This window comes from Chryseobacterium arthrosphaerae (assembly GCF_001684965.1).
Taxonomy (GTDB): domain Bacteria; phylum Bacteroidota; class Bacteroidia; order Flavobacteriales; family Weeksellaceae; genus Chryseobacterium; species Chryseobacterium arthrosphaerae.
In genome coordinates this window covers 2,438,619-2,460,377 of record NZ_MAYG01000001.1, presented here as the reverse complement: position 1 = coordinate 2,460,377, position 21,759 = coordinate 2,438,619, and the positions used below count along the sequence as shown (strand labels likewise).

The 21,759-nt window shown below is 36.9% G+C and carries 14 protein-coding genes; all 14 read left to right on the top strand.

Annotated features, from left to right (window positions below):
* Positions 1-159 precede the first annotated feature (159 nt).
* The 14 genes from BBI00_RS11030 (at position 160) to BBI00_RS10965 (ending at position 21,741) form a co-directional block, all read left to right on the top strand.
* Positions 160-834 carry a response regulator gene (locus BBI00_RS11030; protein ID WP_002977493.1) on the top strand — a complete coding sequence of 225 codons (675 nt, stop codon included), beginning with the start codon at positions 160-162 and terminating at the stop codon, positions 832-834.
* Between the two features lie 48 nt (positions 835-882).
* Positions 883-1,914, top strand: a complete 1,032-nt coding sequence (locus BBI00_RS11025) for a sensor histidine kinase (protein ID WP_065398817.1) — start codon at positions 883-885, stop codon at positions 1,912-1,914.
* Positions 1,915-2,048: 134 nt separating this feature from the next.
* A complete protein-coding gene (locus tag BBI00_RS11020; RefSeq protein WP_065398816.1) occupies positions 2,049-2,642 on the top strand; it encodes an IS1096 element passenger TnpR family protein in 594 nt (197 codons plus the stop codon).
* A 351-nt stretch (positions 2,643-2,993) separates the two neighbouring features.
* Positions 2,994-4,343, top strand: coding sequence for an alpha-amylase family glycosyl hydrolase (locus BBI00_RS11015; protein WP_065398815.1), 1,350 nt, complete (start codon positions 2,994-2,996; stop codon positions 4,341-4,343).
* Between the two features lie 136 nt (positions 4,344-4,479).
* Positions 4,480-4,920, top strand: a complete 441-nt coding sequence (locus BBI00_RS11010) for a hypothetical protein (RefSeq protein ID WP_065398814.1) — start codon at positions 4,480-4,482, stop codon at positions 4,918-4,920.
* 138 nt (positions 4,921-5,058) lie between these two features.
* Positions 5,059-5,853 (top strand): thymidylate synthase, encoded by a 795-nt coding sequence (locus BBI00_RS11005; RefSeq protein WP_065398813.1) that lies wholly within the window; start codon positions 5,059-5,061, stop codon positions 5,851-5,853.
* A 103-nt stretch (positions 5,854-5,956) separates the two neighbouring features.
* The gene (locus tag BBI00_RS11000) at positions 5,957-7,396 is read left to right on the top strand and encodes a hypothetical protein (protein ID WP_065398812.1); all 1,440 of its coding nucleotides are present in this window, start codon (positions 5,957-5,959) and stop codon (positions 7,394-7,396) included.
* A 153-nt stretch (positions 7,397-7,549) separates the two neighbouring features.
* Positions 7,550-7,768, top strand: coding sequence for a hypothetical protein (locus BBI00_RS10995; protein ID WP_065399709.1), 219 nt, complete (start codon positions 7,550-7,552; stop codon positions 7,766-7,768).
* Between the two features lie 25 nt (positions 7,769-7,793).
* Positions 7,794-10,304 carry a M1 family metallopeptidase gene (locus tag BBI00_RS10990; RefSeq protein WP_065398811.1) on the top strand — a complete coding sequence of 837 codons (2,511 nt, stop codon included), beginning with the start codon at positions 7,794-7,796 and terminating at the stop codon, positions 10,302-10,304.
* A 187-nt stretch (positions 10,305-10,491) separates the two neighbouring features.
* Positions 10,492-11,820 carry a hydroxymethylglutaryl-CoA synthase family protein gene (locus tag BBI00_RS10985; protein ID WP_065398810.1) on the top strand — a complete coding sequence of 443 codons (1,329 nt, stop codon included), beginning with the start codon at positions 10,492-10,494 and terminating at the stop codon, positions 11,818-11,820.
* 410 nt (positions 11,821-12,230) lie between these two features.
* Complete coding sequence (locus BBI00_RS10980) at positions 12,231-15,104, top strand: SusC/RagA family TonB-linked outer membrane protein (RefSeq protein ID WP_065398809.1); 2,874 nt, start codon at positions 12,231-12,233, stop codon at positions 15,102-15,104.
* A gap of 19 nt (positions 15,105-15,123) precedes the next feature.
* Positions 15,124-16,551, top strand: a complete 1,428-nt coding sequence (locus BBI00_RS10975; RefSeq protein ID WP_123902262.1) for a RagB/SusD family nutrient uptake outer membrane protein — start codon at positions 15,124-15,126, stop codon at positions 16,549-16,551.
* A gap of 702 nt (positions 16,552-17,253) precedes the next feature.
* Positions 17,254-20,106 (top strand): SusC/RagA family TonB-linked outer membrane protein, encoded by a 2,853-nt coding sequence (locus BBI00_RS10970; RefSeq protein WP_065398807.1) that lies wholly within the window; start codon positions 17,254-17,256, stop codon positions 20,104-20,106.
* 12 nt (positions 20,107-20,118) lie between these two features.
* Positions 20,119-21,741, top strand: a complete 1,623-nt coding sequence (locus tag BBI00_RS10965; RefSeq protein ID WP_065398806.1) for a RagB/SusD family nutrient uptake outer membrane protein — start codon at positions 20,119-20,121, stop codon at positions 21,739-21,741.
* Positions 21,742-21,759: the final 18 nt, after the last annotated feature.

Genomic DNA, 21,759 nt, shown 5'->3' with positions numbered 1-21,759 from the left:
TCGTTTCGTATATTTGATTTATGTGTATTTATTTCCTATTTTTATTATTGATTTTTTAATTTAAATCAGGAAATGTGTTTTTTAATAATTAGTTAATATAACATAAAATGAGAAGACCGATGAAAATACCTATTTTTGTGGGAATTCTTAAACTAGAAGATGAGCAAAAAAATTCTTTTAATAGACGATGAACTGGACATTTTAGAGATTCTGTCTTACAATTTAGAAAAAGAAGGTTATGATATCTATACTGCTACCAATGGTAACGAAGGTATAGAAAAAGCAAAGGAAATTGTTCCGGACCTTATCCTACTAGATGTAATGATGCCGGAAAAAGATGGCATTGAAACCTGTCAGGAACTTCGTAAAGTGAAAGAACTTCAAAAGACCCTTATTGTTTTCCTTTCTGCAAGAAGCGAAGAATTTTCCCAGTTGGCAGGGTTCCAGGCCGGAGCCAATGATTATATCGTAAAACTGATCAAACCGAAAATCCTGATCTCCAAAGTAAATGCATTACTGCAATTGACCTCTCAGGTATCTGATAATGCTAAACTCATAGAAATAGGAGACCTTGTCATTGATAAAGATAACTTCAGAGTTTCCAAAAGCGGACAGCAGTTTCTGCTTCCCAAAAAAGAATTTGATCTGCTTTACCTTTTGGCTTCCAACACTGAAAAAGTTTTTAAAAGAGAAGAAATTCTTGAAAAAGTATGGGGTAATGATGTGATCGTAGGAGAAAGAACCATCGATGTTCACATCAGAAGATTAAGAGAAAAATTAGGAATCAATACCATTCAGACATTAAAAGGGATTGGTTATAAGCTGATCGTTTAATCATTTAAAAATCTTAACTTTACGTTCAATTCTTAAAACGTTGTAAAATTGAAATTTTACAGACTTACCCTCGTTGCCTCCTGTCTGCTGACACTGGTAATGCTTTTTCTGGTGGTCGTTTTCGATTCACTGAAAGATATCTATTACGAGACCCCTTTATTTAAAACGGGTCTTTTGATCTGTATTGTCCTGATCTTTATTATCAATTGTGTAGTCCTGGAACTTCTTTTCAACTATTACGGGAGAAAGCAGGTGAAAGGCCTTTCAGGTATCCTTCCACAGGAAATCGTACATGATCATGACGAAAATATTACCATCAAAGAACTTGGAGAAAGATTTTCCGACCTTAACCAGCAGAAAGTAACCGAAATCGATATGATGAAGGAAATGGAGAGCTATCGTAAAGAATACATCGGAAACGTTTCCCACGAGCTGAAGACGCCTTTGTTCTCTATTCAGGGGTATGTGGAAACACTGAGAGACGGCGGGGTGGATAACCTTACCATCCGTGATAAGTATCTGGAGAGAATCGACAAATCTGTTGAAAGGCTTATTGCTATTGTGACCGATCTTGATATGATCAACAGGCTTGAAGCCGGAGAGATCAATCTTACCGTTTCCAGATTCGATGTCAATCTCCTGATTAAAGAAATTTTTGATCTTCTTGACCTTGAAGCTGAGAAAAGGAATACAACCTTACAGATCCAGACCCTCCATCCGCAGATCTTTGTAGAAGCGGATAAACAGAAAATTTCACAGGTTTTCATCAATCTAATTTCAAATGCAATCCATTATGCCAACAGACAGGAAGCAAAAGTGATTGTAAAAACCAGTATCCTGAAAAATAAAGTACTGATTGAGGTCATAGATAACGGGATGGGGATCAAGTCTGAGATCCTGCCAAGGATTTTTGAAAGATTCTACAGGGTGGAAACCAGCAGAAGCAGAAGGGAAGGCGGTTCCGGATTAGGATTGGCTATTGTAAAACATATCCTTGAAGCTCACAACGAAAACATTACCGTAGAAAGCGTTTACCTTGAAGGGACGAAATTCAGTTTTATGCTCGAAAAAAGCAAATAATTCCGGCAAAATGTAAGAAAAAAAAATATTTTAAAAAATCCTGAAATATTTTTTTGTCACATGTCATTTATTATATATTTGCAACATAGATTTATCATAATTATAAAGGCAAAAAAGTAATTTAAGAAACTGATATGGTTTACAAAATCCGCGTAATATTAGATGCGAAAGAGGATATTTTCCGTGATGTCGAAGTTAAGGGAAAACAAACGTTATGGAACTTACATTTAGGAATTAAAAGTGCATTCAGTCTGCAGGGAGATGAGCTTTCTACTTTTAATCTGTTGGAAGATGACGGAACGATCGTAAAAAGTGTCCCATTGGAAGATATGAGTGATGATGGAGATGGCGAAATCATGTCAGATGTTTACATTGATGAGGCTTTTGAAAATGTAGGTGACAAAGCACAGTTCCAGTACGGGCTTCTTGATCTTTGGGAATTCTTCTGTGAGCTTGTAGAAGTGATTGAGGAAACAAAAGGTGTAAATTACCCGATCACGGTATACAGATTTGGAAATGTGCCATTGAAGGCCCCTAGCAAAAACGGAAATTCCGGAGGCAAAAAGAAGTCAGCAATGCCGTTGGTAGATGATGAGTTCGGTTTTGATGACGATTTCGGAGCCGGAGGAAACTTTGCAGATGAAGATGACAGCTTCGATGATGAGGAAGAAGAAGACTACAATGACGATGTCTTTGATGATGAGGATGACAATGATGATGAAAGATAAGATGTAATACAATACATATATGCCCCGGGTTTTTGATCCGGGGCTTTTTTATGGTAAAAAATGAAACCTCACAGCTTTATTGGGATCAGAGCAGTACAAAACGTACACTGTTTTTTGTTGGGTAAAATAAAAGATTAAAAAAAACGTAAAGCAGGATCATTTGAATCTTTGATTTTAAGGGATCAATAAAATTGATTCCATTCTTTGCCCCTTTAAAAATCAGCAGTTTGAAAAATAAAATCTTTGCGTTAATTCAATTTCATCAATAACAACCAATTTTATCCCCCAACTTTTGTACCTTTTACCCTTCTGCCCAAAAAAACAATCCTTACTTTTGTTAAAAATAGATTAATGAAGAAATTAATTTTATTAGCCGTAATTGGTCTGGGAATTGTTTCCTGTACCACTCAAAAAAATACAAGGAAGATGACAGAACTGCCAAAAGAATGGAAACATACTACCAATATCTATGAAGTAAATATCAGACAATATACCCAGGAAGGGACTTTTAAGGCATTTGCCAAAGAAATGCCCCGCCTGAAAGCTATGGGAGTGAAAACCCTTTGGTTTATGCCCATCACACCTATTGCCCAGCAGAACAAAAAGGGAAGTCTCGGCAGCCCTTACGCAGCAGCAGATTATACCTCTGTCAATCCGGAATTCGGAACATTGCAGGATTTCAAAGATATGGTGAATGAGGCACAGAGACTGGGATTCAAAGTGATTATTGACTGGGTAGCCAACCATACCGGATGGGATCATGTATGGACGAAAACACATCCTGAATTTTATTTAAAAGATCCGGACGGTAAATTCCATATCGCTTCCGGAATGGATGATATCATTGAGTTGGATTATAAAAACCAGGAGATGCGTCAGGCAATGATTGATGCCATGAAATTCTGGGTGCAGGAAACCAATATTGACGGGTTCAGATGTGATCTTGCGTCATGGGTGGAAGTGGATTTCTGGGAACAGGCACGCCCGGAAGTGGAAAAAGTAAAACCACTTTTCTGGCTGGGAGAATTCGACGAATTGGAAAGTCCTGAATACGGAAAAGTATTCGATGCCAGCTATTCCTGGAAATGGATGCACAAATCTGCTGATTATTATAAGAAAAATGAACCTCTTCAGGAATTGAAAGATCTGCTGGTACAGTATTCCAAAATCGGTGACGGTTCAATGAGAGCCTGGTTTACCACCAATCATGATGAAAACTCATGGAATGGAACAGAATATGAGAAATATGCTGTAATAACTAAACCTATGGCCGTATTTTCTGCAACGTGGAATGGCGTTCCGCTATTGTACTCCGGTCAGGAGCTGCCCAATATGAAAAGATTAGAGTTTTTTGAAAAAGATGTCATCAAATGGACCAATACCTATCAGGTAGCGGATTTTTATAAAATATTACTGGATCTAAAATCTTCCAATCCTGCCTTAAGGGGCGGCGATCCTGAAGTAACGACTTATCTGCTGAATACAACAGCAAATGATAAAATTCTGGCTTATGTACGAAAGAACGGAAAAGATGAGGTGCTGGTGGTCCTAAATATGTCAAAAGAACCTGTGAATTTTACCATTGAAGACGAACATCTGTCCGGAACATTCAGAAATGTTTTCGATAAGACCAGAAGAGATTTCAGTCAGGGAAAAGATTTCAGTTTCAAAGTTTCGGATTACGCCGTATTTGCAAAATAAGAGTAGAAATTTAAATTATACTGTAAATCTTAACCACTGGTTTTTAATGGTACTCAATTCCCCTCCACCAAAGAGGTGTCAAAGTCTATGATTTTGACGGAGTGGTTTTCACCCATTAAAACAATGCAGCATTAAAATGAATAAGCAGGAAATAATAAACATCATCAGGGGAAAAATCACTGACAAGATCCGGTATTTTGAAAATCTGATCGCCGAAACCCGTGCATCAAACAATGATACCAAAAGCTCTATGGGGGATAAATATGAAACCGGAAGGGAAATGCTTCAGCAGGAAATCAATAATCTGCAGAGGCAGCTTAATGAAACATTGAATCAGCAGGCCGTTGTGCAGAAAATAACCCCTGAGCCTTCCGAAAAAGTTCAGAACGGAGCATTGGTGAAAACGAATAAAGGGCTGTTCTATATTTCCGTATCGCTGGGAGAAATTGTTTTGGGTAAAGAAAAGATTATGACTGTTTCAGCAGAATCACCGCTGGTAAAAATGATGTACGGAAAAAAGACAGGTGAATCATTCACAATCAATACTACTCAACAGCAGATAGAAAATATCTGGTAAAAAAATATCACAGATCTACAAAGCACATCTACAGTTGCTTAATAGAGTTTGAATATAGCAGCCATAAAAAGCATTCATAAAAATGAGTGCTTTTTATAATCGTTTTTACTAAATTTGGGGCATAAAATTTCTCTCACAATGCAAAATTACCTGGACCTTTTACAGCATATTTTAGATAACGGAACCGATAAGACCGATAGAACCGGTACCGGAACAAGAAGTGTATTCGGATATCAGCTGAGATATGATCTGTCAAAAGGATTTCCTTTGGTAACGACTAAAAAAGTGCACCTTAAATCCATTATCTATGAGCTCCTCTGGTTCCTGAAAGGAGATACCAATATCAAATACCTTAAAGATAACGGGGTAAGCATCTGGGATGAATGGGCAGATGAAAACGGTGATTTAGGTCCTGTTTACGGTGCCCAGTGGAGAAGCTGGACCGGTGCTGACGGGAAGATTGTAGATCAGATTACAGAAGTGATTGATCAGATCAAAAAAAATCCGGATTCCAGAAGACTTATCGTCTCTGCATGGAATGTGGCGGAAATTCCTAATATGGCATTGGCTCCGTGCCATGCATTATTTCAGTTTTATGTGGCAGACGGGAAATTATCTTTACAGCTGTATCAGAGAAGTGCAGATGTGTTTCTTGGTGTGCCGTTCAACATTGCAAGTTATGCTCTTTTGCTGATGATGGTAGCGCAGGTCTGTAATCTTGAGGTAGGGGATTACGTTCACAGTTTTGGAGATGTTCACATTTATAATAATCATTTTGAACAGGTAAACAGACAGCTTTCAAGAGAAACAAGGCCACTTCCTGTCATGAAACTGAATCCGGAAGTTAAAAATATTTTCGATTTTGATTTTGAAGACTTCACCCTGGAAAATTATGATCCGCATCCGGGGATTAAGGCTCCTGTTGCCATTTAATATTGGGTAATATAGCTGATATTATTTTTTAATTGCCGTAATTCTGTTATTTTTGAAATTGGTAAGCAATTGAAGCTTCTGCTGCTAATTTTGAAAAAATACGATGGAAAAAAAACTGAGCCGTTATTATCTGGTATTTCTGAATATCTCAATCCTTGTTTACAGCCTCTATATATGTTGGTGTATTTTTACGGAAAGAGCCGTGCTTTCAGATGATTTGGCGGGAGTTTATCAGTTAAGAACTGTTCCGGACTCCTATTTCAGTTATATCTACTCTTTTCTGGATTCCTCTTTGATGGCGGCAAGGCCCGTATCAGGTTTGGTGACCGGAACTTTGTCCTTTCTATCAAAAGATCATGAATCTCTCTACTTATTGGGGATTCTCTTTTTTCCTCTTTCACTGGCTGTATTGTATTGGGTTGCCAGGCATATCCTGTCCAGGGAACTTGCCAGCCTGCTTACATTGCTGTATGCAACTTCTCTGATCGGTAGCAGTATTCAGTTTTCCAGTATTATGCTCAATTCAAATCTGGCGACTATTTTTTTTGCATTGAGCATCTATTATGTATATACCAGGAAAAATACGATACTGAGTGCACTGTTTTTTATTGCCTCCGTATTGAGCTATGAAATTTTTCTTCCCTTCATCGTTCTTCATCTTTTTCTCATTAAAGACCATAAAAAGAAGGTTGTATTCGGTTTGCTGACCTTAGGGATTATTGTAATCTTCAGGAAAGTTATTCAGCCTGCCCTATTTGTCAATTCATACCAAAGAGATGAGATCACCAAAGTGTTTGAGTTGAAAAGAGTAATCTTCGTTGCAGTATGTGCGGTGAAATTATTTTTCAGAGATCTATTTGAAGGAATCTGGAAAGGTATACTGAACATCAGGAAGCTGCACATTTTAGAAATACTGCTGGCGCTCATCATATCTTCAGTTGTTTATAAAGTCTTTGCGGGGTATGATTTTAAAAGCAGGGTACAGGAATTAAAAAAGCTAAGTATTATTTCCTTTATTTCGATCCTTTTTGGACTGAGTATTTTTCTGTTTTCATCCTATATTCCGACCCTTTTTGGATTTGACAACCGGAATCTCGGAGCCATAAGGCTTTTTTATACCTTATTTATTATTTCAGGGATTATTTATCTTTCTGTCAGGCTGAAGCTGTCAGGTAAAACGATCAGTATCTTTTTGGCCGGAATGGCTTTCATTTTTATGATCACCAATATCAGTCTGAAAAATTCCTGGATTTATGCGAGTAAATTCAACAACGAATTATTCAGGCAGCTGAATATAACATTGAAACAAAATAATATATCGGAAGGAAATGTCTGTATAGATTATGATGTGTTTGAAGTCCTTAAATCTGATCCTGACCTTATGCTGAGAGAGCCTCTTTTTTATAAATATTGGGAAAGTCCCATGCTTTCACAAATGAATGGCATAGATCCTGAGAAAATCCACGTTTACAATGTAGAGAATCAAAAAAATTGTGGAGTGACCTTTCAATATAAAAACGGGAAAATGATCCGTACGAAATAACCGGTTTTCCAATTTATCTTAATATAAAGGGCTTAAAGGAACTTTCTTTAGTATTTGTTTCTTAAATTTGAAAGAATAACAGTCTTATCCGTTCCGCTACCCGGAAATGGAGAAAAAGTAATAAATAAAAGTCAAATACAGATCACAGAAATCATGAAGTACCTGAAAATAAATACAGAAGAAGGCGCAGATATTGAAATCCTGAAAAACGCAGTCCTTCAGTTAAAAGGAGTCGCTTCAGCAGAAATTGTTGATGATGAAAACCCGGAAAGTGAGCTTAAAAAAGCTTTTGCGAAAACCAAAGAACAGCTGAAAACCGGAGACTATGAAACACTTGTTAATGATATTTTTGACATTATAATAAAAAAATAAAACTAAAAAATAATAAAGCAGACCGATGAGAAAGGCCATTTTATCAATTGCTGTACTTGGAATTTTATTTTCAACCCAGGTATCTGCACAAACAGAAACATCAGGAAGGGAAAAAGTTTACAGAGCAACGCACACCAAAGTAACAGAGCTTAAGCATACCAGGCTGAAAGTAAATTTCGATTATCAGAAAGAACAGATGAATGGAGAAGAATGGCTTACGGCTTCACCCTATTTCTATCCCACCAATGAGCTTATACTCGATGCGAAAGCAATGCTGATTCATGAAGTGGCACTTGATAACAACGGCAAAAGATCTCCTTTAAAATACGAATACAAAAATGATGTCCTGAAAATTAATCTCGATAAAACCTATCAGAAAAACCAGGACTACACAGTTTATATCAAATACACATCCCGTCCGAATGAAGTAAAACAGGAAGGAAGTATGGCCATCAATGATGCCAAAGGTCTATATTTCATCAATGCCCAGGGAACAGATCCTGACCTGCCTACACAGATCTGGACGCAGGGAGAAACCGAATCTTCCTCAGCATGGTTTCCGACCATAGATAAGCCTAATCAGAAGACCACCCAGGAAATTTATATGACTGTTCCTGACAAGTATGTTACCCTTTCAAACGGTCTGTTAAAAGACTCTCAGAAAGAGCCCAACGGTATGAGAACCGATCATTGGGTTATGGATAAAAGACATTCTACTTATCTTTTCTTTATGGGGGTAGGAGAATATGCTATTGTAAAAGACAAATGGAAAAATATTCCGGTTGATTACTATATAGAGAAAGAATACGAACCCTATGCAAAGCAGATCTATGGAAATACCCCTGAAATGATCGAGTTCTTCTCTAAAAAAATGAATTATGACTATCCGTGGGCAAAATATGCACAGATTTCCGGCAGGAACTACGTAAGCGGAGCGATGGAAAATACAACGGCAACCCTCCACGGAAGTGATATTCTTCAAAAGCCAGGCCAGCTTATCGATGAAAATACATGGGAAGATACCATTGCCCATGAATTGTTCCACCATTGGTTTGGCGACCTGGTGACAGCAGAAAGCTGGAGCAACCTTACCGTAAACGAATCTTTTGCCAACTATTCCGAATACCTTTGGAATGAATATAAATACGGAAAAGATCAGGCAGACTATCACCTGATGAGTGACGTAAATATGTACATCCATAATCCGGGTGATTTCAAGAAAAATCTGGTAAGATTCAATTATGACTCCCGTGAAGATGTGTTTGATCTCGTAACCTATCAGAAAGGAGGCGGAATCCTGAATATGCTGAGAAACTATCTGGGGGATGATGCTTTCTTTGCCGGAATGAATGATTACCTGAAAACTAATGAATATCAAAACGCAGAAGCTCACCAGTTGAGATTGTCTTTTGAAAAAGTTTCAGGAAAAGATCTGAACTGGTTCTTCAATCAGTGGTATTTTGGCAACGGAAATCCGAAAATCAACTATTCATCTACATTTGAGCCGGTGAAAAAGCAGGTTTCTGTAACCATCAGCCAGACTCAGGAGCAGCCATTTGAATTCCCTCTGGCAATTGATGTTTATGATAACGGTAAGCCGAAAAGATACAATGTATGGGTAAATGCAGAAGCAAAAAATACGTTCAGTTTCGATGTTTCAAAAACCCCGGATATACTGAATATTAATGCAGATGGAGTTCTGTTGGCAGAGATCACGGAAACGAAAACACCTGAACAGAACCTGATGCAGTTTACCAATTCCAAAGAGTTTAAAAGCAGGTATAATGCTCTGACAGGTATTAAGGATCAGGTTGGGAAAAACCCTGCCGCGATCAGATTATTAGCTGCAGCATTGAAAGACCCGTTCTTCAGGGTAAGAATAAAAGCTTTGGAATTAATGGATCTTACCAATCCTGACCAGATGAAAGCTTTAGGAGCTGAGGTCGAAAAAATAGCTGTAAATGATCCGAAAACATTGACCCAGGCGGCAGCTATTGCAGCTTTGGCAAAAACAAAAGATAAAAAATACCTTCCAATCTATGAAAAAGGAGTCAATGCAGTTTCTAATGCTGTAAAAGCAAATTCTCTGAATGCACTTATCACCATTGACCCGTCAAAAGTGAATACCTTAGCTGATAAAATAGATCTGGACGGTGCTTCGGATGAGTTATTAGCCCTTTTCATGCCGGTTGTTGTGAAGAACAAAATAGTTTCCCAAATGGAATACATTGCGCCTCTTACAGCATTCTATCCGTTTGTTAAATTCCAGGATCCGGAATTGGGAAAAACTGCAGAAGAAGGGTATAACTGGATCATGAGTTCAGATAATCCGAAAGCAGTTGAGAAAATGACCAAGACCTTAGGCTATGCGAAAAACCAGATGGCAAACAATCCACAGGCTAAAATGATGGTTGTTCAGATACTGAAAGATGGGTTAAGCAAAAAAATGGAACTGCTGAGACAGAATCCGCAAAATGCAGCAAGCATCAATAAACAGATCGATGCTATCAACAAAGCAATTGAAAATTTTAAATAAAAAGAAAAACAAGCCGGTACCATTTACCGGCTTGTTTTTTATGGATCAATGAGAGGATTCTCGATGGCTCTGTCAGGGGTAATATATCAACTTCCTGATTGGTTTTTAATAATAGTACAAAAATCAGTAGTTTTTACAGCTGTTTTTTACATTATCTTTCATAAATTCGTTTAAAATTTAGAAAATTATGAGTTTTGGAATTGAGGCGGCAAGCTATTATGTGCCTTCTTTGTATTTGGAAATTAAAGATTTAGCGGAAAAAAGAGGCATAGAACCGGCAAAACTGGAGAAAGGGCTGGGACTTCATAAAATGGGGCTTTCTGATGTTCATGAAGATGCGGCTACTTTTGCGGCGGAAGCATTGTTAAGATTAATAAAAGATTACAACATCAGCCCTAAAGAAATAGCAAGGGTTTATCTGGGTACGGAAAGTGCTGTGGACGCAGCAAAACCCACTGCATCTTATGCTGTGCAGATGGTAGAAAAAGTGTTGGAAGAAGAATATGGCGAAAGAAATTTTAAGAACTGTGATGTTCTCGATATGACCTTTGCCTGTGTAGGAGGTGTGGATGCTTTGCACAATGCATTGGATTTTGTAAGGGTAAACCCGGATAAAAAAGCAGTAGTCATTGCCAGTGATTATGCTAAATATGAATTAGCTTCTTCCGGAGAGTATACACAGGGTGGGGGAGCAGTCGCTTTGTTGGTGTCCTCAAAACCCGACCTTCTTGAAATTGAAAATAACTGGGGAGTGGCTTCGGAAAGCGTTTTTGACTTTTTTAAACCCAGAAGACAATACAATAAAGAAGCTTTGAAGAATGCACCGGAGACTTATCCTGAGAAGATTGAGATCTTTACCGATGAACCGGTATTTGACGGTCAGTATTCCAATCAATGTTATCAGGACAGGATCAGGGAAGCTTATCAGCATTATAAAGAGATTATAAAACAGGAAAAGCCTTATGAGAGCTGGAAATATATTATTTTCCACCTTCCGTATGCCTTTCACGGGAAAAGAGTATTTACAGAGATCTACAGCCTTGAGAACGGACTTCCTTACGGGACGCCTGATGAGCAAAAAGCTGTTGCAAAATCTGAAAATTATCTGCAGCTCATCAATGATAAGATAGAAAAAACCCAGCGGGCCTCTTCTGAAATAGGGAATATGTATACTGCTTCTATCTTTATGGCACTTTTATCCGCTCTTCAGACTTCTTTTAACGAAAATGAGGAACTGTCCGGAAAAGAAATAGGTTTTGTGGGATACGGAAGCGGTTCAAAATCAAAAGTTTTTGCCGGAAAGGTTTCTGACAATTGGAAAAACGTGGCATCAAAGTGGAATCTATTTGAAAATTTAAATGATCGCACCGCTGTTGATTTTGAAACTTATGAGCAATTGCACAGAAAGCAATTTAAAAAGTCTGTAAACAATAATTATAAAGGTTTCGGGCTTGTTTCTATTGAAACTGACAATCCTGTTCTAACAGGTGCCAGATATTACGGATATCAGAAATAACATATTTTATTGGCATTATAAAAAGCATTCCATTTTTGGAATGCTTTGTTTTTTTGTATTAAGGTGCTTTAATTTGTTATTTTATAATGTATTTTGATATTTCCATATAAATCATTTATTCGTGAAATTTAATTTCATTCATATATAATTTTTTTTTTGGTTAATATTTTTGTTAAAATTTTATTTTTAACGAATACTTAGTAAAAATTTGATTATTGTTAAATTTTTACTAAAATTAAATCGCATGTTATTATTTTCATTTGTTTGAAATTATTGATTTTTTTTATTTGATTAATATTGTTAATGCGTGTAAAATATAATTTTTTGTTTATTTTTTAGTGTAATTTTGTTTTTTGAATATTTATTCCTTATTAACATATTTGTAAATGAATACTAAAATATGTTAAATAATGAATGTGAAATTACGTGTATTAACCGTTGGAACACTGTTTTTTTTAGGGCAGGTTGCTTTTGCGCAAAAAAATGACAAAGATACCATTCCTAAAGAGAATAAGATTGATGAAGTTGTTATCACCGGCTCTTATGGGATCAAAATAACACCTGAACAATCTGCTGGATCTCTTGTAAAAGTATCAGGGAACATTCTTGAAAAACCTTCTGCTGTTTCCATTGATAATATATTACAGGGAACTGTTGCTGGTTTAATGTCAAGTGCCAGCTCCGGGCAGCCGGGATCTTCAACAATAACCTTGATTCGGGGTATTTCTTCATTAACATCCGGTAACGATCCGTTATATATTGTTGATGGAGTGCCGGTTCAGTCTGGTGATATTTCAGGAGCTTTGACAACTCAAAATGCATTATCATTAATCAATCCTGCAGACATTGAAGATGTTCAGGTGCTAAAAGATGGTGTTGCAACAGCGATTTATGGATCCAGAGGAGCAAACGGAGTAATTATAATTACTACAAAATCAGGTAAGAAAGGTAAATCCAGCTTACAGTTTGTCAGTGAAATAGGTACCTCCAATGTAGCTTTTGATAAATTAAATATGTTAAATGCTCAGGAGCATGTGACTTATTTAGGACAAGCTCTTTATAATAGATACCCTAATTCGGATCCTGTAAATGGTTTTACAGATCTTCAGGAGGCTACGGACTATGGCCGAACTGAGATCTTGAAATGGGATGGTGAAACGAATACCAACTGGAAAAAATTAACCAGAAGAAATTCTCCAATTACAAATAGGTATAACTTAAGTTATTCAGGAGGCTTTAAAGATTTTACTTTATATGCGTCATTAGGATATTTGAAACAGGACGGATTGTCACGTGATGCCGTTTTTGATCGATATACGGGAACAGTGAAAGCAAATTGGAAAGCAACTGAGAGATTAAATATTACTTTTTCAACTAATCTGTCAAGAACAGTGCAGGCAGGGCCATCAGATGCTTCGTCTTATGCAAATCCTGTTTTCTCAGGAACTCTTCTCTCGCCTACTCAGAATCCTTATTTGAGTAATGGGAGTTATAATCTGAACCTGGTATATCTGAATCCTCAATTTAATCCACTTGCATTAACAGGAACAAACTTGACAAAAGGAACTTTTGATAAAGTGCTTACTTCATTAAACGTTGACTATAAAATTTTGCCTTATCTGACTTTTAATTCCAACTTCGGTATTGATAATACTTCAGGTAATGAATTTATTTATTGGAACCCTGATTTTGGAGACGGATATGAACCATCCAATGCAAATGGTAACGGATACTACTTTAAGAGTATAAGGAATTTTTTTACATGGAACTGGTATAACTTTTTAAACTTTAACAAAACATTTGCTGAAGTTCATAATGTCTCTGCATCAGTGGGAATGGAATCAACCAGAAGAACGCTGGAATATAATACGCTTACAAAAAGGGGATTCCCGGCTGGTACAAAAATTAGGTATGCTGATGCAGCGGCCAATGCTACCGGAGCGTCAGGAAGGACTGATGCGTGGACGCTTGTAGGCTATATTGCAAGAGCTTCATATACCTATAATAAATTTGCTACCATTACAGGATCTGCGAGAAGGGATAATTATTCAGGGTATACAAAAGCTGGAAACTTTTTTGGTATTGGTGTAAGTTTGGATTTAGGAAAGATGAATTTCTTACCGGCTTATGTTAATTCGTTAAAGTTTAGAGCAAGTTATGGAGAAAATGGTAATCAGGCGGCAGGTCCATATGCTAAATATCCGCAGTATACCTTAGCAGGAAATTATCTTCAGACCAACGCCGGATATATCCTGACACCTGGAGCGCCGGATGGATTGGTTTGGGAAAAATCAAAGAAAAGAAATATTGGGTTAGACTTCTCGTTAGGAGCAACAGGGAGTATTTATGGTACTTTTGATGTATATTCCAATATTAACCCTGATCAGGTATATGACGTACCAATTTCTCCTTCTACGGGATTTGGCTCAGTTCTCAGAAACCAGGCAGAAGTTAAATCTAATGGCTTTGAAACTTTATTAGGGTATAGGAAAAGCACAGAATCATTTAGTTGGGATATTAAAGCCAATTATTCTTATAATGATTCCAAGGTTACTTATATAAAAGGAGACCCTACACCAACTATTGTTTCCGGATTGAAAGCATTTTTCCCCGGACATAACCCAACTGAATATTATACAAGATTATGGGCTGGGGTAGATCCATCAAATGGAGATCCGCTTTGGTATACGGATGCATCAAGAACAGCTACTACTAATGATGTGAATAAGGCACAACTATCGTTTACAGGACAGAAAGCTTTACCTACACATGTTGCCAGTTTAATCAATGAATTTACCTATAAAGGAGCGAGATTGTCATTTATGCTAACTTATCAGGGGGATTATTCTGTATGGGACAGATGGGGATTTGTATACGAATCGGATGGTGCATACCCAACTGTGAATACAACATGGGAGTCTTTATATGATTCCTGGAGTCCTTCCAATCCTAATGCTTCAAGACCAAAACAAATGTATAATGGGAATAGGTCTTCTAATGCGAATTCAAGCAGATATTTATACAAAGGAGATAATATTAGATTAAGAAATGTTGAACTGGGATATACCTTTAAAGGTTCGATGCTTAATATTCCTAGTATTAAAGGAATTTATGCTTATGCAAGAGGGGTGAATTTGTATACCTATGCATTTGATAAAAAATTACGTTTTGATCCTGAAGCTAATTCAAATGCCTATGATTATACTGTATCAAATCTAGGTGTTTTTGATATGACGCAACCTAATATGAGGCAGTTTATTTTTGGTATTCAGGTTGATTTCTAATTATTTAAAGTTTAAAAAAATGAGAAAAATAAAAATTTTATTAATAATATTAGCTGGAGCTGTGGTAAGTTCTTGTAAAACCGAATTTTCAGAAGAGCTGCCACCAATCACATTACCTTTAGATCAGGCTATTACTAATGAGAAAGTGTTGAATACTGCCGTGAATGGATTGTATAATTTATATCAGACAAGCAATGATGGGGTACTTAACTCTTATGGAGCACTGATTCCAACTTTACAGGAATTATTAGGTGATAACAGTTTTGTTGCTATAGTGAATTCAAATAGATTTTCAGCAACAAGAGATCCTAACCTAATTTTCTATACTCAAAACAGTGGAGATTTAGCAACTGTATGGTCAACCTTATATAAAATTATTGCTAATGCTAATTTTATACTCAGTTATGAAGGGAAAATTCCTGATGATTCAAATACACCAGGAAATCCTGCGAATCAGTTTGGTCAGGCGTATGCGGTGAGGGCAATGGCTTATTTTACATTGGTAACGTTATTCAGTGATAACTTTAATGGTTCAAACCCTGATGTTGGAGTCCCTTTGCCTTTAGTATTCAAACCGGGAACCAATCTTCCAAGATCCAGTGTAAAACAGGTATATGATCAGATATTTGCTGATTTAACAAATGCAAGCGCTAGAATTGGTACTGCAAATGGAAATAAAAAATTTAATGCCGCTGCAATAGATATGTTATTCTCAAGATATTATCTTGCGATTAAAGATTATGCGCAGGCTAATACTTATGCACAGAAAGTTCTTGATAATTCAGCTTATACTTTGTTGCCTTCTTCAGGTGTTGCGGATTTCTTTTCTGTGACAGGAGAAAGTAATCCGGAAATTATTTTTCAGATAGATTACAATTCACTTGATTTACCTGGAGCTAATGATGGGATTACGGCTACATGGTCATCTACTGGAAGGTACAAACAGAACTTTGCTACTCAGGCATTCTTTAATAAAATGGGAGCAAATGATGTTAGAAGAGGCACATGGTACAGAAATACAGGATATGTACTGACTTTAAGTGATAATCCTAAGCCGATTGATGTAATGAAATATACAGTAGCAGATAGGGATATTGTTGTAATGAGAAAAACAGAAGCGATCTTTAACCAGCTGGAAGCTTTATATTATATAAATCCTGCTGAAGCTTTATTAAAGCTGAATAATTGGGTGAAAGGAAATAGGGATGCTGATTATACTTACTCAGGAGTAGGTACAGATTTATTAAAAGAAATTTTAATGCAAAAAGATATTGAGATGTTTTTGGAAGGATTTAGATACAGCGATTTGAAAAGAAATGGCTTAGACTTTAAGAATCCTCAGACTCAGGTAGAGCTTACTACATCTAAAGTTCAATTTAAAGCTTTTCCATTACCACAGGCTGAATTGAATACAAATGCATTGTTATCTCAGTATCCTGGTTATTAAAAGAGAGTAATAAAATAAGCAATTTTTAATATATTTTTTAGAAAAGGTTGTCTTTTACTCAATAAGACAGCCTTTTCGTTTTTTTTGATTTCGATTTGTTTTATGATGTTATGTATTGCAGTTGGCAATATAGAGTTTATGAGTATGCTAATTAAATTTTAAAGCTGAAAGAAATGTAAAATATTTGTTTTAAATATAATTTACATGTCAAAAATAAATCCCCCCAAAAAAAATTAAAAATATGTTGATTAATATTGTTTTTTAGACATCATATATTAATTGGCTTTTAATATTATTTTTGATGAGACTGTCTTTTTAGAAGCTCTTCCTGTTTTTTATCAGGTTATTTTTAGTTAAAATTAAGAAAAAATACCCTTTATTCTACGTCATTTTGTGTAAAATCAGGCATTGTTGTGTTTTATATTTTTCGTGTTAAATTCTATTTAATGTTTATTTTTTTAACTTGAGTTGAGTAAATGATGAATTTTAATTTTAATTTCAATTTTTGTTAAAATTCTCTTAATATTAAAAATGCTTTGGGTTTTATTAAAATTTTAAAAGCAATTAAAATATTTCTTTATCGTTTATCAGAGATTAATGCGGATATTCCTGTTCTGACAGACCGTTTTCAGCCTTTAACGAATTGATGTTGTTGATATTTATTAACATATTTGTCACTTCAATATATTAAAATTTGTTAATATGAATGTGAAACTGCGTGTTTTGACAGTTGGAGTCCTGTTTTTTACAGGACAGGCTGTATTTGCTCAAGAAAAAGAATCTAAGAACGGGAAGGACAAAGAAACTAAGATTGAGGAGGTAGTTGTTCTGGGATATAGCAAGACTGCTACAAAAGCTAAAACGACAACGTCTTCAGTAACAGTAGGTGCTGAAACTTTAGAAAACAGACCGAATATTTCGGTGCTAAACTCAATTCAGGGTACAGCTCCCGGTATTGTGGTAAACTCTGCTTCGGGTTCTCCGGGTTCAGGAAAATTCAATATCCTGATCAGAGGAACAAGTTCCCTTAACGGTTCTACAGATCCTTTATACGTTATAGACGGGGTAATTACTTCAGGATCTCAGTTCAGAAACCTGAACTCTTATGATATTGATACATTCAGTATCCTGAAAGATGCCCAGGCAACAGCAATCTATGGTAACAGAGCTGCAAACGGAGTTGTTGTCATTACAACAAAAGGAGGGAAATTCAATTCCGGACTGAAGGTTTCTTATGATGCCTTAACTTCTTTCAGCAAGATCCCTGGAAATAAATACAATGCATCAAATGCCCGTGAGCTACTGCAGCTTCAGAAGATTTTGCAGGCAGGAAAAGGGAATACTTTAACACAACAGGAGATCGATACCTGGGCAACAGATACTGACTGGAACAAAGTATTTACCCGTGTAGGTATTTCTCAGCAGCATAACCTTGCCATCACAGGAGGTGGAGAAAATATCAACAACTTCCTGTCTTTAGGATACGTAGACAGTGAAGGAACTGTAAAATCTACAGACTTCAAAAGATTTACATTAAGAAACAACCTTAATGGTAAGTCTAAAAACGGAAAATTAACTTTCGGTTCTATTATCGGTTTAGGATATTCCAAAAGAAATCAGTTGGATGATGAAACCAATACAGGTATTGCTAACAACACCCTTCAGAACCCATTATTCGGAGGAATCCTTTCAAGACCGTACATCGGCCCATCTCCTTATGCCAACGGAAAAGAGCTCTTCAATGCGATTGGAAATGATGCGACCAACAACAGACAGTGGATCCTTCAGGATAACGTGAATGGAGGAATCCAGAACAGATTCACAGAATTAAGTATTTCTGCCAATGCCAATGTAAACTATAAGATTACAGATTACCTGAGCATCGGAAACAGAACAGGTATTGAATATAAAGAATATCAGAGAACTTTCGCAAGATCACCACTAGGTTACCTTTCTATCAGTGTTGCCAACAGTGACGGATCTACTTACGGAGGAAATGAAGATTTCACAACAACGAATGATTTAACATTCAACAGTATTACGAACATTACGTTCAATAAGTCTTTTGGAGACCACACGATTAGTGCAGGTGCATACATGGACTATATCAAAGCTCACGTAAGCTCAACTTTCCAGAGACAAAACGGTCTGAACCCACTACAGTGGCAGTTTGGTGCAGGAACAGGTTATATCCCTTTTAACCCGGATACTCCCAACTATTACAGACCTTCAGTAAGTGCTTCTAAAGTTACCGCAGGTACATTGGCTTACTTCGGAACATTAGATTATGATTACAAAGACAAATATGGAGTAAGTGGGGTTGTAAGAAGAGATGGTTCTTATCGTTTCCTTCCTACGAACAGATGGGAGACTTTCTGGTCAGTAGCAGGGAGATGGAATATCGACAAAGAAAACTTCATGGCTGATTCAGGATTCAGATTATTAAAGCTAAGAGCTTCCATTGGTACTACAGGTAACCAGAACTTAGGAATCGCAGCTGATAATCAAAACCCATTAGCATTACTTCCCAATAACTTCCTTGACCTTTATTCCGGTATTTCAGGATATCAGAACTTGTTAGGGTACAACTTTACCAACCTTTCAAACCCTTATTTGAAGTGGGAGCAGGTAAAACAGACTAACATCGGTTTAGACTTTAATTATAAAGGTCTGATCGAAGGTAGCGTTGATTATTATCAGAAGAGAACAACAAGAATGTTCAACGATCTTCAGAAATCTTCAGTTACAGGATACTATTCTATCAGAGGAAATGATGGGGTACTTGATAACAAAGGGGTTGAAGGTTTGATCAGATATAATGCGATTAAAACTGCAGATACCAAATTATCCATCTTTGCCAATGCAGCTTATAACTCCAACAAAATTGTATCAATGGGCAGTGAAAACCTTGCCGGTGATGTTGTACATGCGATAGGAGGACCTGCTGGTCAGTATCAGCTATATCCATATATCGGAGTAAATCCTGATAATGGAAACTTACAGTTTCTTGACAGAAACGGAAACATAACTGAAGCTCCTACGTCTGCTGACAGAAGATTGACCGGAAAATCCCGTTATGCTAAATTTACAGGAGGATTTGGATTCAACTTCCAGCACAAAGGTTGGTTCTTCGACACATTATTCTCTTTCCAACAGGGAGGTTGGATTTATGATAACTTAAACTCCTGGTTAATGGATCCGAATGCAGTAGTCAACAGAAACCTTTCTGCAGACCTGTTAAATGCATGGACTCCTGATAACAGAAATACGGACGTACCTTCACTAGGTGCAAAAAACCTGAGCTTAGGTTCTTCTGACAGATTCTTACGCAGATCAGACTTTGTAAGACTTAAGAATATCTCTGTAGGATATAACTTTACCAAAGAGCAGTTAGGTAAACTGCCGGTAAGAGGTATTAAAGTATTTGTTCAGGCAGAAAACCTTTATACATGGACAAAGTGGAAAGGATTTGACCCGGAGCCTATTACTTCGTATTCACTAAATGTCTATCCGAACCCAAAGACCGTATCGGTAGGTTTAAATGTTGATTTTTAATAGAGAAGAATTATGAAAAGAATAATAAATACAGTATTAATTGTAGCAACTTTATCATCTGCAGCATTTACTTTGAACAGCTGCCAGGATGCACTAGATATCACACAGGCTGGGGAATTGCAGGAGAAAGATCTTTATACGAATGTAGCCAACCTGAAAGAAGTTTTGAATGGTTCTGTATATGCTCAGCTGGATCCGATGGATGAGATCTATTTTACAGCCGTATTTACAGACGAAGTAAAGCCTGGTTCCGCCAGTGGAGGTCAGGAATATTCTTTGCACAGATTCTTCCTTGATGCTGCCAGCCCTGTTGTAACAGGAGGTACTGTAGGTACTGTTGGAAGTGACGGTATCTGGTTAAATAACTACAGAGTTATTAACAGAGTCAACAGATTATTGGAAGGAGCAAAGAGAATTACCCCTTCTACAGATAAAGAAAAGGATGAATATAATGCGATCCTTGCACAGGCAAGAGCTATCAGAGCATATTGCTATGTACAGTTAGAAGCATATTTCTCTAAGGATATGAAAAACGCTAATGAATTAGGTGTTATCCTTTTGAAAGATGTTCCTTCTACAGATGCACAGTTGCCAAGAGCAAAAAATCAGGATGTATATGATTTCATTAATGCTGATCTGGATTATGCAAGAGGAATATTAAAATATTCTGCTGCATCAGACCAGGGAGCAAGATATTTCGTAGATAAAGGATTTGTAAATGCTGTGACGGCCCGTTTTAATTTGTATAGAGGAAATATGCCTTTGGCAAAACAATATGCAAATGAAGTAATCACAGATACGAAACTGAAACTGACTGTAGCTGATCCTGCTGTAACAACAACAGCTCCTGTTATTGATGTTAGTTCTGCTACAACTACTTGGGCTAAAGAATTTTACAATGTTGCAACTTCTTTCAACCCTTACAGAAACCTGTGGAATGATTCTTCAAGAGGTGAGATTGTTTTCTCTCTAAACAGACTTCCATTAGGAGCAGGAGGAAGTATCGGTTCAAAATGGAATACCAACCAGTCTCAGCTGAATGGTTCACCAATGTGGTTCTGGGGAAGAAACTTATATAACATGTTTCAGAGTATTCCTGGGGATATCAGAAAATATGCATATGTAGATCCCAGCTCAAAGGCAAATGCTAATTATGCCACTGCAACAGCCGGAAATACAAGAAATGATGGTTTGGTAATAGATAAATATCCTGGTAAAACAGCGATCGCTACCAGAAATGATGTGAAAGTATTCAGATTATCAGAAATGTATTTCATTGCAGCTGAAGCTGAGGTAGCTGCAGGAAACCTTTCAGCAGCTCATGACCTGATCCAGAAAGTAAGAGAAGCAAGAAATTACCAGAATGCGGCGGTAACTCCTGCTTATACCAATACTCAGGTGGCTTATGCAGATATCTTAAAAGAGCGTAGAGTGGAATTAGCACTTGAAGGACACCGTTACCTTGACTTGAAGAGACTTGCAGTAGCAGCAAACGTATCCATGGACAGAAACGCTACGGATGATGTCATTGCAGTTGAAAACCTTGAGAATGGTGACTACAGATATACGTTACCTATTCCAATTAAGGAAATGTCGGCTAACCCGAATATCAAACAAAACGACGGTTACTATTAATCGAAGTTTAAATAAAAA